At 45.5% G+C, this 12,393-nt stretch carries 11 protein-coding genes; 10 read left to right on the top strand and 1 reads right to left on the bottom strand.

Features of this window, described 5'->3' with window-relative positions:
• Window positions 1–19 precede the first annotated feature (19 nt).
• From rplT to MKX30_RS14145, 6 genes are all read left to right on the top strand, one after another.
• Complete coding sequence (gene rplT, locus MKX30_RS14170) at window positions 20–379, top strand: 50S ribosomal protein L20 (RefSeq protein WP_007429517.1); 360 nt, start codon at window positions 20–22, stop codon at window positions 377–379.
• 377 nt (window positions 380–756) lie between these two features.
• Complete coding sequence (locus MKX30_RS14165) at window positions 757–1,794, top strand: BMP family lipoprotein (RefSeq protein ID WP_023987755.1); 1,038 nt, start codon at window positions 757–759, stop codon at window positions 1,792–1,794.
• Window positions 1,795–1,934: 140 nt separating this feature from the next.
• A complete protein-coding gene (locus MKX30_RS14160) occupies window positions 1,935–3,473 on the top strand; it encodes an ABC transporter ATP-binding protein (protein WP_023987756.1) in 1,539 nt (512 codons plus the stop codon).
• The gene (locus MKX30_RS14155; RefSeq protein ID WP_013309382.1) at window positions 3,466–4,545 is read left to right on the top strand and encodes an ABC transporter permease; all 1,080 of its coding nucleotides are present in this window, start codon (window positions 3,466–3,468) and stop codon (window positions 4,543–4,545) included. The genes MKX30_RS14160 and MKX30_RS14155 overlap by 8 nt, the downstream gene beginning before the upstream one ends.
• A gap of 1 nt (window position 4,546) precedes the next feature.
• On the top strand, window positions 4,547–5,506 hold the full coding sequence (locus tag MKX30_RS14150) for an ABC transporter permease (protein ID WP_010349245.1): 960 nt from the start codon (window positions 4,547–4,549) through the stop codon (window positions 5,504–5,506).
• A 383-nt stretch (window positions 5,507–5,889) separates the two neighbouring features.
• Window positions 5,890–6,237, top strand: a complete 348-nt coding sequence (locus MKX30_RS14145) for a hypothetical protein (RefSeq protein ID WP_023987757.1) — start codon at window positions 5,890–5,892, stop codon at window positions 6,235–6,237.
• A 34-nt stretch (window positions 6,238–6,271) separates the two neighbouring features.
• On the opposite strand, the gene MKX30_RS14140 is transcribed toward MKX30_RS14145, so the two are convergent.
• Entirely contained in the window at window positions 6,272–6,712 is a 441-nt protein-coding gene (locus MKX30_RS14140; RefSeq protein WP_068940002.1) for a GNAT family N-acetyltransferase, read from the bottom strand.
• A gap of 613 nt (window positions 6,713–7,325) precedes the next feature.
• On the opposite strand from MKX30_RS14140, the gene ilvB reads away from it, so the two are divergent.
• The 4 genes from ilvB to MKX30_RS14120 all read left to right on the top strand — a co-directional run bounded on the left by ilvB (window position 7,326) and on the right by MKX30_RS14120 (window position 12,379).
• On the top strand, window positions 7,326–9,071 hold the full coding sequence (ilvB, locus tag MKX30_RS14135; protein ID WP_341062923.1) for a biosynthetic-type acetolactate synthase large subunit: 1,746 nt from the start codon (window positions 7,326–7,328) through the stop codon (window positions 9,069–9,071).
• A gap of 1 nt (window position 9,072) precedes the next feature.
• Complete coding sequence (gene ilvN, locus MKX30_RS14130) at window positions 9,073–9,558, top strand: acetolactate synthase small subunit (protein WP_023987760.1); 486 nt, start codon at window positions 9,073–9,075, stop codon at window positions 9,556–9,558.
• Between the two features lie 162 nt (window positions 9,559–9,720).
• Window positions 9,721–10,713, top strand: coding sequence for a ketol-acid reductoisomerase (ilvC, locus tag MKX30_RS14125; protein ID WP_013309387.1), 993 nt, complete (start codon window positions 9,721–9,723; stop codon window positions 10,711–10,713).
• A gap of 124 nt (window positions 10,714–10,837) precedes the next feature.
• Window positions 10,838–12,379 (top strand): 2-isopropylmalate synthase, encoded by a 1,542-nt coding sequence (locus MKX30_RS14120; RefSeq protein ID WP_025724101.1) that lies wholly within the window; start codon window positions 10,838–10,840, stop codon window positions 12,377–12,379.
• Window positions 12,380–12,393 lie beyond the last annotated feature (14 nt).

Below are 12,393 nucleotides of genomic sequence, written 5' to 3'. Positions count from 1 at the left end.
ATTTGGGAGGTCTATTGATATGGCAAGAGTAAAGGGCGGATTCGTCGTTCGTCGTCGTCATAAAAAAGTATTGAAGCTTGCTAAAGGTTATTTTGGTTCCAAACACCGCATTTTTAAAACAGCTAACGAGCAGGTAATGAAATCGCTTGTTTACGCATACCGTGACCGTCGTCAGACGAAACGTAACTTCCGCAGACTGTGGATCGTGCGTATCAACGCAGCAGCTCGTTTGAACGGTTTGTCTTACAGCAAATTGATGCACGGCCTGAAATTGGCTGGTGTGGACATTAACCGCAAAATCTTGGCTGATCTTGCAGTCAATGATATTAATGCATTCAACTCTTTGGCAACTGTTGCTAAAGGCAAAATCAACGCTTAATTATTAATAATGAAGCGTGGAAACCGCGAAAGTGGTAAAAAGGTATCCCAAGCAGTACGCTGTGTAGGGATGCCTTTTTTTGTACATACTCAATGTTATGGTAAAGACTTCGTTTTCTCCAAAATACGAATAAATATGACGTGAGATGGAAGAATGTATGTTTTTTTTAACTTTGTAGCGCTTACATTGATGGAACTTTAAAAAAAATTGACCCAAGGTTATTAATTGTCTAGATTTTAGCCGATCATAATTGTATAATCTCTAAAGTAAGTCTTCTGTACGATCTGTCTCGTCAGTAAATGACATGCATGAGCATGTACATGTTCAAAGAAAAGAGACAGTCCAGGGATCTAACACTAAGGGGGAACAGTATCAGCATGAAGAAAATGTTCAGTATGTCTTTGGTTATGCTGCTGGCGATCTCGGTCATTCTCGCAGGCTGCGGTAACAAAAATCAAGGTGCGTCCAACGCAAATGGTGGAGACACAGGTGGTTCTGCCAAAACATCGAATGTCCAAATTGGCATGGTTACAGATGTGGGTGGAGTAAACGACAAATCGTTTAACCAATCTGCTTGGGAGGCACTACAAGCCACTGAGAAAGAATCAGGCGCTAAAGTTAAATACCTGCAAAGTAAATCCGATCAAGATTATATTCCTAACCTGAACCAATTTGTTAAGGGTGATTTTAACTTGACTTGGGGAATCGGTTTTAATCTGGCGAATGCGATTGGACAAGTAGCGAAAGACAACCCAAGCAAAAACTTGGCGATCATTGACAGTGTCGTGGATGCGCCTAACGTGAAATCGGTTGTTTTTGCTGAAAATGAAGGTTCCTTCTTGGTGGGGGTTGTAGCTGGTAAACTTACCAAAACAAACAAAATTGGTTTTGTGGGTGGACAAGACAGCCCGTTGATCAAACGTTTTGAAAAAGGATTCGAAGCAGGAATTAAAGCTGTAAATCCAAATGCAAAATTGGAAGTTAACTACACAGGTGCATTTGATAAGCCGGACCTGGGTAAAGCAGCAGCTGCGACGATCTATAACAGCGGTGCGGATATTATTTTCCATGCAGCTGGCGGATCTGGTACAGGTGTATTTAACGAAGCACTCGCACGTAAGCAACAAGGGCAGCAAGTATGGGTTATTGGCGTAGATAAAGACCAATCGCTTGAGTTTGGTGACGACGTAACATTGACTTCGATGGTAAAACGTGTAGATGAAGCTGTAAAACGCGTATCTAAAGAAGTGATTGACGGTAAATTTAAGGGCGGTGTCGAGACACTGGCTCTGAAGGATAATGGTATTGGTTTGGCAGACACATCAACGAAAAACGTACCTAAAGACGTGCTTGATCTTGTAGAACAATACAAGCAAAAAATTATTAAGGGCGAAATTACAGTTCCTTCGAAATAAGTTTGGCTTGAAGAACATATAGGTGGCGACAAGGCTGGTTCATAAGACTAGCCTTGTTCTTACGTCTGGAGTTATATGGATTATAACGGGCAAAATCAGCTCATTGGAGCACATACTATAAAGTGTATAAGGGTGATCTCATGGATGCAGCGACCCCCGTCGTTGAGTTAAAGCAAATTACAAAACGATTCCCCGGCATCGTTGCCAACGACTCCATCAGCATTAAGCTGCATAAGGGAGAAATTCATGCCCTTTTGGGTGAGAATGGCGCGGGTAAATCTACGCTTATGAATATTCTTTTCGGACTGTATCAGCCGGATGAAGGGACAATTGAAATCGGAGGTAAACCCGTACAGATTGATAGTCCAAATAAGGCAATTGATCTGGGGATTGGCATGGTGCATCAGCATTTTAAACTCGTACAGCCGTTTACCGTTACCGAAAATATTGTCCTGGGCTCGGAGCCACGTAAGGGTCTGAAAATCAATTATAAAAAGGCTGCCGCAGAAGTACAGCGGTTGTCTGAGCAGTACGGCCTTCAGGTAAATCCGAATGCCAAAATTGAGGATATATCTGTTGGTATGCAGCAACGTGTAGAAATTATCAAAACGCTCTATCGCGGTGCAGATATTCTGATTTTCGATGAGCCTACAGCTGTACTGACACCGCAGGAGATCACTGAGTTGCTGGACATTATGAAACGCTTGGTCGCTGAAGGCAAATCAATTATTCTTATTACTCATAAACTTAAAGAAATTATGCAAATTGCAGATACGGTTACGATCATTCGCAGAGGTCAGGTTATTGATACGGTCAAGACGTCTGAAACAACACCCAATGAGCTGGCTGAAAAAATGGTGGGCCGTCGTGTGTCCTTTAAAGTGGACAAGCAGCTTGCGCAACCAGGACAGACGGTACTGGAAATGAACAATGTAATTTCTAAAAACAAGGATGGCATTAATGTTCTAAATGAGTTGAACCTGCAGGTTAAGGCGGGCGAGATTTTGGGGATTGCCGGAGTAGATGGTAATGGACAGAGTGAGCTGATCGAAGCTTTGACAGGCTTACGCAAGGTGGATGGTGGGAGCATTCGTTTGCTCGGACAAGAGGTGGCCAATCAGCCACCACGCAAAATTTCAGAGGCAGGCGTTTCACATATACCGGAGGACCGTCATAAGCATGGGTTGGTGCTCGATTTTTCTATGAGTGAAAATATGGTGCTGGAGACGTATTACCAGGCGCCTTACAGTAAAAATGGCTTCTTGAACAAAGATGCTATAGAGAAACAGGCCAAAAGTCTTATCGAAAAGTTTGATGTAAGAACACCGGATATTCACACGAAGGCAAGAGCATTATCTGGTGGGAACCAGCAGAAGGCTATCATTGCGCGTGAAATTGATAAAAATCCAGACCTTCTCATTGCAGCACAGCCTACACGCGGTCTGGATGTCGGAGCTATTGAATTTGTCCAGAAACAACTGATTGCCCAACGGGACCAAGGTAAAGCTGTATTGCTCATATCTTTTGAACTGGACGAGATTATGAATGTATCCGACCGAATTGCTGTCATCTATGAGGGCAAGATTGTCGGGGAAGTGCTGCCAGAAGAAACGAATGACCAGGAACTGGGACTGATGATGGCAGGAAGTGCAGTGAAGAAAGGAGTAGAGAATGGCTAATCTATTGAAAATATTCACAAAAGACTCCTTTGTACTGGCGCTGGTCTCTATTATTTTGGGTCTCCTTCTGGGTGCTATTGTGATGCTGATTGGCGGGTATGACCCTATTGTGGCCTATTCTGCTTTGTTTAGCCGTGTATACGGAGATTCCTACAACTTTGGAGAGGCTATCCGTGAGATGACTCCGCTGATTTTAACGGGGTTGGCATTTGCTTTTGCGGCCCGCGCCGGTTTGTTTAATATCGGCGGCGAAGGTCAGTTTCTGGTAGGTATGACAGCTGCTTCGATTGTGGGCATTAAACTTCATGGGTTGCCAGCTATCATTCATGCACCGCTAGCTGTAATTGCAGGTGCAGTTTTCGGAGGTCTGTGGGCTGCGATTGCTGGCTATTTGAAGGCCAAACGAGGCGTTAATGAAGTTATTACATGTATTATGATGAACTGGATCGGTCTGTATTTGGCTAATTTGGTGATCAATCAGTTCGCACTTATGGATGGTGAAAATCGTTCTGTGGATATTCAGCCTTCTGCTTCAATTTCCATCGAATGGCTGTCCCAGATGATGGGGAATGCTCGGGTACATTGGGGCACAGTTATTGCTGTGCTGGCAGCAGTCTTTTTCTACATTTTCATGTGGAAAACAAAGCAGGGCTATGAGCTTCGGGCTGTCGGATTTAATCAGGATGCATCCCGTTATGCAGGTATGAATGTAAATCGTAATATCATAAAAGCGATGTTTATTAGTGGGGTTTTTGCCGGATTGGCAGGCGCCTTTGAAGTGCTGGGAGTATTCCATTATCAATCTGTCATGGCAGGATCACCGGGAACGGGTTTTGATGGTATCGCTGTAGCTCTGATTGGGATGAATAACCCATTCGGTGTGCTGCTCGGTTCTGTTTTGTTCGGAACGCTTACGTATGGTTCTGCGGGGATGAGCTTTAGCGCAGATGTACCGCCCGAGATTATCCGGGTTGTCATTGGCTCGATTATTTTCTTCATTGCGGCCCAAGGTATTGTACGTTGGGTTGTGAAGCCGCTCTACTCCAAGCGTAAGAAAGAGAAGGTGTTGTAAAATGAGTTGGTTAACACTTGGTGAATTAATCCATACAACGCTCGTTTTTGCGACGGCGATTATTTTTGCGTCTCTCGGCGGAGTTTTTTCAGAAAAATCCGGTGTAACGAACCTCGGGTTGGAAGGACTTATGGTATTTGGAGCGTTTGCAGCGGGTGTTGGCGGATTTTATGCCGAGCAAGCTGGACTAGGAGGCACCTCTGCGGCTTGGGTAGGTGTGCTGTCAGCTGCCGTGTTCGGTATTTTGGTTTCGCTAATTCATGCTGTAGCCTCTATTACGTTTAAAGCCGATCAGGTTATAAGCGGTATAGTTATTAACTTTCTGGCAGCAGGTAGTACACTGTACATGGTTAAGCTTTTATTTGAGGGAGATGGTGACACCGGTCGGATTCAGGGTTTTAACGAAATATCGATCCCTTACCTTGTGGATATCCCGATTGCAGGAAAAGCCTTTTTCCAAGCTTACCCAACGACATATTTAGCCATTCTATTAGTTATTATTGGCTATTTTACTTTGTATAAAACACCGTTTGGCTTGCGTTTGCGTTCCGTTGGGGAGCATCCAGGAGCGGCCGATACAGTGGGTATTAAAGTAAATCGTCTTCGTTATATTGGCGTTATGATCAGTGGGGCGTTGGCTGGGATTGGTGGAGCTACAATTACTCTGACTACAACCAACATGTTCTCTCACAATACAGTTTCGGGGCAGGGATATATTGCTATTGCCGCTATGATTTTCGGTAAATGGAATCCGCTCGGCGCTTTCGGCGCAGCAGTGTTTTTTGGTTTTTCACAAGCCATTCGCAACTATGTGCAGCTGTTCGCATGGTCGCAAAGTATTCCCCAGGAAATTATTTTTATGTTGCCGTATCTCCTGACGATTATTGTACTGGTGGCGGCTGTCGGACGTTCACGCGCTCCAGCCGCTTTGGGTCAACTTTATGATCCAAGCAAGCGTTAAAACTTATAGACAGCTAATGTGCATGTTTTGAAAAATGTACATTGGTGTGAGGATTTTGCAAAAATCCCATAAGCGACTTCCAGTGAACAAGATATAGATCGAAATGGTTTAGTTCGTCTATATCTTGCACTTCGGAGCGACGGGAATCGAATTTCGCAAAATCCTGGTGTATAAAAATCTGGTATCTGCATGTGCAGGTACCAGATTTTTTTATATTGTGCAGGCATTTAAACATACGCTACTGGCATGAATGGAATAGACTGTGCTATGCAGATTGGACGGGACGCTCGGCCCCTGTCAGCTCCGGTCTATTTTGTGGTGGTGATGAGCTATCAAGGAGCCGTTCAATCTGTCCATCCGTTGAGAAAGAAGGAGGAAATACGATGAAACAGGCAGTAACCAGAAAGCAGGTGGAGAAGCTTGTCGGCAAAGTCATCTTTGCTACTCGCAAGGATGGTTCCCAGGTCAGCGGCAAGCTGATTCGCATTTCGGGTAACCGACTGGTTCTTCAACCAAACCGCAAGAAAAAGGTAAACACGAAGGCGATTATTCCTCTGGTGCTGTTTGACTTGCTTGCCATCGGCACAGCTCCATACATTGGTGCCTATGGTGGGGGATATGGAGGCTACGGTCCAGGTTATGGAGGACCAGGATATGGTCCGCAGCCAGGCCCGTATACAGACGGGGGATACCCCGGAGTAGGATATCCGTATTACCCTAATTTATTTTAGTCATACAAAATTTTGAGCCCGAAAAAGATACTTTTTACAGTGACTTTTCGAGTTCATGGCATCGGCTCAGAGCTACGTATCGCAGTATTTGATATTGATGACGCAGATAAAAATGGATCCCCCTGATATTGTCTTCGTCCACCATAACTTTAGCCCGCTTGCAGCGACGTAGTCGTCCGTAGTGTTCGGCATGCTCCAGCAGTTTTTTTCCGTATCGCATACCTTGATGAGCCGAAGAGATTGCGATCAAATCAATGTATAATAGTTCGCCATGCAGCATAACATGAATGAAGCCAACAACCTGTGCATTATCCGGTCTGCAAGCTACAAAAGTGATGCCCCGGTTTAAGCGCCGGGGTAATTCTTTGCGTATTTGTTCCATTTCTTGGGCACTTAAATGCGATAGGGGGACAAGCTCTTGCTCGATTAGGCGAAAGATGATGGTGTCATCTTGAGAGCTGCGTTTTCGAATCATAAACGGGCCTCCTTTTCTACCCTTTTAACAAGATAAGACGTGGCTTTGGAGGAGTACACTGTCTCACCGTGTGGTCTTTTTTATAATATGCGGGTACCTCTTACAAGCGTGCGACTCTGAGGTGCTTCAGAAAAGAAACATAAATTTTTATGAAATATGGGTATTGACTATCCCAGATGAGAGACATATAATGTGTCTAAACATTTGAAAGAATGACATGAACTCAACGGCAATGAAGAGGACGAAGTGATTAGGGCTCTTTTGTTCAGAGAGTGAGGCATTAGCTGCAAGCTTCACCAAAATCCCTTTTTAACGAGCTCACCTTGGAGCTGTTTTCCTGAAAAGTATTTGGGCCCGATGATATTAACGGTGCGCTGAATCACCTATTAGGGAAAATCGTACGGTCTACGTTACAGACGCCAGATATGGAGATCCTTTGCGATTTCTGTACCTGCCAAGGTTCGATATTGCGAAATATCGGGCAAACACGGGTGGTACCACGGAAGCTACAGCCTTTCGTCCCTCAGTAACAGCAAGTCTGTTCTAGGGATGAAAGGTTTTTTTGTTTTTACAAATGTCAGATGTATGTAAATTTTGTAAAGGAGGATGACCAATGAGTGCACAAATTCCTGAAGTTAGGTCAACCAATGAATTACGTGAAAAGTGGATGAAGCCTGAAGTGATTACAGGTTCGGAAATTTTACTCCGTAGCCTGTTGCTGGAGGGAGTAGATTGTGTCTTCGGATATCCAGGTGGTGCAGTGCTTTATATCTATGATGCCATGTATGGCTTTAAGGATTTCAAGCATGTCCTCACTCGTCACGAGCAAGGAGCTATTCATGCGGCAGATGGTTATGCACGGGCGAGCGGTAAAGTGGGCGTATGTATCGCGACTTCTGGACCTGGAGCGACAAACCTGGTAACTGGTATTGCGACAGCTTTTATGGATTCGGTGCCGTTGGTGGTCATCACGGGTAACGTTATATCTTCCCTGATCGGTACGGATGCTTTCCAGGAAGCCGATATCACGGGAATTACAATGCCGATTACGAAGCACAGCTATCTGGTAAGAGATGTAGAGGATCTGCCGCGAATCATCCATGAGGCATTTCATATTGCCAACACAGGGCGGAAGGGACCGGTGCTGATTGATATTCCGAAGGATATTTCCGCAGCCCAGACGTTGTTCGTTCCACAAACGGGACCAGTGACCATGCGGGGTTATAACCCGAAAGTGCTGCCCAACAAAATTCAACTAGACAAGCTAACTCAAGCTATTTCCGAAGCAGAACGTCCATTCATTCTGGCAGGTGGAGGAGTTGTATACTCCGGTGGACATGAAGCACTTTACGAGCTTGTTCGTAAAACGGAAATTCCTATTACGACAACATTGCTCGGATTGGGTGGTTTCCCAAGTGGACATGAACTGTGGACGGGGATGCCGGGGATGCATGGAACATACACCTCCAATCAGGCGATTCAACAGTCAGATCTGTTGATCTGTATCGGAGCCCGCTTCGATGATCGGGTAACAGGCAAGTTGGATGGGTTTGCTCCTCAAGCTAAAATCGTCCACATTGATATCGACCCTGCTGAAATTGGAAAAAATGTTGCAGCGGATATTCCTATCGTGGGTGACGTGAAGGCAGTGCTGGAATTGCTGAATCAGGATGTGAAACGCGCGGATCGAGCTGATGCATGGAGAGCGCAAATTCAGCGTTGGAAGAATGAGAAACCTTATTCTTATAAGGATTCTGAAACGGTGCTTAAACCACAATGGGTTGTTGAGTTGTTGGATGAAACGACCAAGGGCGGCGCAATCGTAACGACGGACGTGGGACAGCATCAAATGTGGGCAGCGCAGTATTACAAATTCAATCAGCCACGCTCATGGGTCACCTCTGGTGGACTCGGTACGATGGGATTTGGTTTCCCTTCTGCAATCGGTGCTCAGATGGCCAATCCCGACAGATTAGTAATATCGATTAACGGGGACGGCGGTATGCAGATGTGTTCGCAGGAATTAGCCATCTGTGCAATCAATAACATTCCGGTTAAAATCGTTATTATCAACAACCAGGTGCTTGGAATGGTTCGCCAATGGCAGGAATTGATCTATGACAATCGGTACAGTCACATTGACCTGGCTGGAAGTCCGGATTTTGTGAAACTTGCCGAAGCATACGGTGTCAAAGGGCTGCGTGCTACGAATAAGGAAGAGGCACGTCGGGCTTGGCAGGAGGCGCTTGATACACCCGGACCGGTCGTTGTCGAGTTTGTAGTCAGCAAGGAAGAGAATGTATATCCGATGGTGACGCAAGGTTCGACAATTGATCAAATGCTGATGGGGGACGAGTAAAATGACAACAAAAAATACCATTGCTGTACTGGTAAATGATCAACCCGGCGTTTTGCAACGTGTTTCCGGCCTGTTCGGTCGCCGAGGCTTTAACATTGAGAGCATAACTGTGGGACAATCGGAAGAAGTTGGATTATCCCGTATGGTCATTGTGACTGTAGGGGATGAGAACAACCTGGAGCAGATTGAAAAGCAGCTTTACAAGCTGGTTGATGTGATCAAGGTCATTGATCTCAGTTCCAAGCCGATGGTAGCTCGGGAATTGGCGATGATAAAGGTAAAGGCAGAACCGCCTCAGCGGCCAGAGATCATGGGCGTGGTAGAAACATTCAGAGCAGCTGTAATTGATGTTGGAACGACGAGCTTGATCGTACAGGTCATTGGCGATACAGAAAAAATTGATGCCATGATCGAGTTGTTGAAGCCTTACGGTATTCGGGAGTTGACTCGAACCGGGGTTACAGCTATGATACGTGGCAATGCTTAATATGGAGCTTTAACGAATTACCGCTTATAGCGCATTACATCAATAAAGAACCGCCCGCATAAGAGCGGGGGCTCGAAGAGATTTTTAGATACTAATCACGAGGGAAGTCTCTTGGAGTACCCGCTCATTATGAAGGGTCCAATTAAAAGGAGGAAATTAACCATGGCAGTTACAACGTACTACGAAAAAGATGCAGAACTCAGCGTATTGAAAGGAAAGACAGTGGCCGTTATCGGTTACGGTAGCCAAGGACATGCTCAGGCACAAAACTTGCGTGACAGTGGTGTGAATGTTGTTATTGGTTTGCGTGAAGGCAAATCAGCTGATGTCGCAAGAAACGACGGTTTCGAAGTTCTGAACGTAGCTGATGCAACAAGCCGTGCAGATGTGGTTCAAATTTTGTTACCTGATGAAACTCAAGCTTCTGTGTACAAAAATGAAATTGAACCTAACCTGAAAAAAGGCGCAGCTCTTTTGTTCTCCCATGGTTTCAACGTTCATTTTGGACAAATCGTAGCTCCTAAAGATAGCGATGTATTGCTGGTTGCTCCAAAATCCCCAGGACATATGGTACGTCGTACCTATGTAGAAGGGTTTGGGGTACCGGGGTTGATCGCAATTGAGCAGGACGCAACGGGTCAAGCCAAAGAAATCGGTCTTGCTTACGCAAAAGGCATTGGCTGTACACGTGCGGGCGTAATTGAAACCTCCTTCCGTGAAGAAACGGAGACGGATCTGTTCGGTGAGCAGGCGGTATTGTGTGGCGGCGTGAGCGCACTTGTAAAAGCGGGCTTTGAAACATTGACTGAAGCGGGGTATGCTCCTGAGATGGCATACTTTGAATGCTTGCATGAGCTTAAGCTGATCGTTGACCTGATGTATGAAGGTGGATTGGCAACGATGCGTGATTCCATCAGTAATACAGCGGAATATGGCGATTATGTAACTGGACCACGCGTGGTAACGGAAGATACGAAGAAAGCCATGAAGGATGTATTGACTGACATTCAACAAGGTAAATTTGCTCGTGACTTCATCCTTGAAAATCAATCTGGACGTGCATTCCTGACGGCTACTCGTCGTAATGAAGCTAACCATCCGATTGAAGTGGTGGGCGGACAATTGCGTGAAATGATGCATTGGATCAAAAAGTAATAATCTTTTGTACTATGAACTCGACAACATGAATTATTTATAAATATTAATTACAATGCGGCCCTGCTTATTGCGTGAGCCGCATTGTAATTTAAGGGTCCTAATCCTGAGGAGGTGCGTTAGGTTGCGCAAAATATATATATTTGACACAACGTTGAGAGACGGAGAACAGTCACCTGGCGTGAACTTGAATACTCGTGAGAAAGTGGAGATCGCTCATCAGTTGGAGAAGCTGGGAATCGATCGTATGGAGGCTGGGTTCCCGGCTGCTTCTCCGGGTGATCTGGCGGCTGTTAATGCAGTAGCAAAAGCTGTAAAAAATTCGACGGTTATTGGCCTTTCACGTGCAAGGGAACAGGATATTGATGCGGTTCGCGAGGCACTCAAGGGAGCTCAGGACCCGTGTATCCATATCTTTTTGGCAACTTCTCCTATTCACCGTCAGCACAAGCTGCGGATGGAGAAGGCACAGGTATTGGAAACCGCTCGTGCTGCCATACGCTATGGGTTGAAATATTTGCCTAAAGTGGAGTTTTCTTTGGAGGATGCAGGTCGTACAGAGCTTGATTTTGTGGTTGAAATGGTCACTATGGCTGTACAAGAAGGGGCTTCTGTCGTCAATATTCCAGATACGGTAGGTTACTTGACACCCTACGAGTATGGAAATATATTCAAACACATTAAGGAAAATGTGGTCGATGTGGAGAAGATTCAATTGAGTGCACATTGCCACAATGACCTGGGAATGGCTACCGCTAATACACTTGCTGCCATTCTGAACGGTGCGGATCAGATTGAGGGAACCATTAACGGTATCGGTGAACGCGCTGGGAACACGGCCATTGAGGAAATCGCCATGGCACTGGAGACGAGACAGGAATTTTTTCAGGCCAAAACGTCTCTGCAATTGTCTGAAATTGCGCGCACGAGCCGTTTGGTTAGCCGTTTGACGGGGATGGTAGTGCCGGGCAACAAGGCGATTGTTGGAGCCAATGCTTTTGCGCACGAATCAGGTATTCATCAAGACGGTATGCTGAAAGAGAAAACGACCTATGAAATCATGACACCAGAAAGTATCGGTCTGAAAGAAAGCAAGCTGGTACTCGGTAAGCACTCAGGTCGTCATGCTTTCCGTGAGCGTTTGATCGAGTTGGGCTACGAATTGAACGAAGAAGATCTGAATCGCGCTTTTGGGCAGTTCAAGGATTTGGCTGATAAGAAGAAGGAAGTTTCGGACGATGATATTTTGGCATTGCTGGAAGAAAAATTGGCCGATGCACCTGAAGTTTTCAAGCTGGAAACCATCTTTGTTACCTATGGGAACAAGGCTACGCCTTCCGCACAAGTGCGTCTGGTTAACGATGAAGGTCAGGTTATCGAGACAGAAGCTGAAGGAAATGGTTCAGTCGATGCGATCTATAATGCGATTGACCAAGCCAGCAGCGAGAGCGTTGTACTTTCAGATTACTCCATCAAGTCTGTTACCCATGGTAAGGACGCTCTGGGTGAAGTCCATGTAGTACTGACGCAAAACGGACTGTCTGTACAGGGACGCGGGGTAAGCACCGATATTCTGGAAGCAAGTGCTCGGGCTTACGTGGATGCGCTGAATGGTTTGATCGACAAGCGTAAAAACTACAGTAATCGCGTAGATTATAAATCCTAATTTTATGCGGACTT

It is taken from the genome of Paenibacillus sp. FSL P2-0173, assembly GCF_038008045.1.
In the GTDB taxonomy this organism is placed as follows: Bacteria; Bacillota; Bacilli; order Paenibacillales; family Paenibacillaceae; genus Paenibacillus; species Paenibacillus polymyxa_B.
This window is presented reverse-complemented; position numbering and strand designations above follow the sequence as displayed.

Coding starts and splice junctions, on each gene's coding strand:
- rplT (WP_007429517.1), top strand. CDS start 20: ATGGCAAGAGTAAAGGGCGGATTCGTCGTTCGTCGTCGTCATAAAAAA.
- MKX30_RS14165 (WP_023987755.1), top strand. CDS start 757: ATGAAGAAAATGTTCAGTATGTCTTTGGTTATGCTGCTGGCGATCTCG.
- MKX30_RS14160 (WP_023987756.1), top strand. CDS start 1,935: ATGGATGCAGCGACCCCCGTCGTTGAGTTAAAGCAAATTACAAAACGA.
- MKX30_RS14155 (WP_013309382.1), top strand. CDS start 3,466: ATGGCTAATCTATTGAAAATATTCACAAAAGACTCCTTTGTACTGGCG.
- MKX30_RS14150 (WP_010349245.1), top strand. CDS start 4,547: ATGAGTTGGTTAACACTTGGTGAATTAATCCATACAACGCTCGTTTTT.
- MKX30_RS14145 (WP_023987757.1), top strand. CDS start 5,890: ATGAAACAGGCAGTAACCAGAAAGCAGGTGGAGAAGCTTGTCGGCAAA.
- MKX30_RS14140 (WP_068940002.1), bottom strand. CDS start 6,712: ATGATTCGAAAACGCAGCTCTCAAGATGACACCATCATCTTTCGCCTA.
- ilvB (WP_341062923.1), top strand. CDS start 7,326: ATGAGTGCACAAATTCCTGAAGTTAGGTCAACCAATGAATTACGTGAA.
- ilvN (WP_023987760.1), top strand. CDS start 9,073: ATGACAACAAAAAATACCATTGCTGTACTGGTAAATGATCAACCCGGC.
- ilvC (WP_013309387.1), top strand. CDS start 9,721: ATGGCAGTTACAACGTACTACGAAAAAGATGCAGAACTCAGCGTATTG.